Source organism: Mycolicibacterium arseniciresistens, assembly GCF_030519285.1.
Taxonomy (GTDB): domain Bacteria; phylum Actinomycetota; class Actinomycetes; order Mycobacteriales; family Mycobacteriaceae; genus Mycobacterium; species Mycobacterium arseniciresistens.
On the sequence record NZ_JAUMSQ010000421.1, the window covers coordinates 1 to 355 of the forward strand.

Genomic DNA, 355 nt, shown 5'->3' on the forward strand with positions numbered 1-355 from the left:
CGCGAAGGATCTCGATGCCCTGCTGGCCGCATCGCGGCGGGCGCCGCGCTCCAGCGCACTGGCTGCGGATCTTCCCGACGGGGTGTTCGTCGACCTCGGCGGCCGGGATGGCGACCGCGATCTCCGTCTGCTGTGGGGCGGTGCGACGCACCGCTGGACGCCGGCCGGCTACGTCGATCCGGCACCGGTGTCCGCGGCGGCGGGCGAGGTGGCGGTGGTGACGCCGGCGTTGACGGTGGCGGCGTTGCGGCACGGCTACCGGGTGCAGGTGCATCCCACCGCGCACCGGTCCGGCTAGACCGCCGTGCGGCCCGCGCAGAGACGGGCGGCCACGGCGGCGAGCAGGAAGCCGCCG

Annotated in this window: 1 pseudogene; it reads left to right on the plus strand. The window is 76.3% G+C overall.

From position 1 onward, the window contains the following. A pseudogene (locus Q2100_RS29665) lies at positions 1-298 on the plus strand (hypothetical protein); the annotation flags it as partial. Positions 299-355 lie beyond the last annotated feature (57 nt).